General features: G+C 23.2%; 1 protein-coding gene. It reads left to right on the top strand.

Going from position 1 to position 1,619, the window contains the following annotated elements:
- Nucleotides 1-168 precede the first annotated feature (168 nt).
- A partial coding sequence (locus CLTHE_RS15780; RefSeq protein ID WP_080024232.1) for a recombinase family protein occupies nt 169-1,619 on the top strand: 1,451 nt, incomplete at its 3' end.

The raw sequence follows: 1,619 nt of genomic DNA, 5'->3' as shown, positions 1-1,619 counted from the left end.
ATAAATAATTTTATAGTAAATTGTACTATAGAATATTTTATCTTATAATTTAACTTCTATAATCGTTAAATAAATCCTATTTCATAATTAAAAAGATACTATATATTCTTTTAGATAAATATACTAATAAAAAAACTATATAACTATATAAATGAGGAGATAGATTTTATGAGTATTGCAATATATAGTAGAAAATCTAAATTCACTGGTAAAGGAGAATCTATTGAAAATCAAATTATAAAATGTAAAAAATTTATAAATTTCAAATTCTCTGATCTTCATAATAAAGAAATAGAAGTTTATATTGATGAAGGATTTTCGGGAAAAAATGAAGATAGACCTGAATATAAAAAAATGATTTCTAAAGTTAAAGATGAAAAAATAAATAAAATTATAATATATCAATTAAATAGATTAGGTAGAAATGCTCGAGATATACATAATACTATGGAAATGTGTACTAACCTTAATTGTATTATTTATAGTGCTACAGAAGGATTTGATTCTTCTACTTCATTTGGTAGAGCTGTTATTGGAATCTTAGCTTCTCTTGCACAATTAGAAAGAGATCAGCTTGTAGAAAGAATTAAAGATAATATGTATACACTAGCTAGAATGGGGCGTTGGCTTGGTGGACAATCTCCTCTTGGATTTGATTGTATAAGAAAAACTTATAGAGATGAAAATATGAAAGAGCGATATATGACTATATTAACAAAAAATCCTAAAGAACTTAAATTAGTAAAAAAAATATATTCAAAATACCTTGAATTACAATCCTTATCACAAGTATATAAATGGATTCTTGCTGAAAATATAAAAGGTAAAAATGGAGGTATTATTGATAAAAATAGTATAAATATAATTCTTCAAAATCCAGTTTATGTACAAAGCTCCCCAGAAGTATTAGAATATTTATCAACTCTTAATTATGAAGTATGTGGTGAAGCAAATGGAAATGGAATTCTTAGATATGGTAAAACTGAAGGAAAAATTGCTGCTGTTTCTAACCACAAAGGAATAATAACCTCCAAAAGTTGGCTTAAAGTCCAGTCTATAATTAAAAATAATACTAATAAAGCTCCTAGACTTGGAAGAACTAATACTGCTTTATTAACACCACTATTAAAATGTAGTTGTGGATCACCTATGAGAGTAATATATGGCAAGCCTTATACTGATGGAACTAAAAGATTTTATTATACTTGTACTTTAAAAAATAATTCTGGAAAAGTTAAATGTAATTCAAAAAATTTAAATGGTCTTGAGATAGAAAATTTGATTATAGAAAATATTAAAATTAAAAGCTCTGAATATATTTTTGCTGCTCTAGAAAATTCAATTGAATCCACAGATAAAAATGTAAAAGTAAATAAAGTAAATATATTACTTAAAGAAAAAAATATTCTAAACTCTAAAATTTCAAACTTAATCAATAAATTATCTCTGACTAATAATGAAGAAGTTTCAAAATTATTATTAGATCAAATTGAAATGTTAAAAAATAAAGTTAAAAATCTAGATTTAAAAATAGAAAATTTCAACAAAATAGAATCTGAAACTATAGATGTATATACTAAAAATAATATAGAAATTGAAAAGTTTGATAATTTTAAAAA

The organism is Clostridium thermobutyricum DSM 4928, from assembly GCF_002050515.1.
GTDB classification, from domain to species: Bacteria; Bacillota; Clostridia; order Clostridiales; family Clostridiaceae; genus Clostridium; species Clostridium thermobutyricum.
The sequence above is the reverse complement of the archived record's forward strand: the minus strand, read 5'-3'. Positions and strand labels throughout refer to the sequence as shown.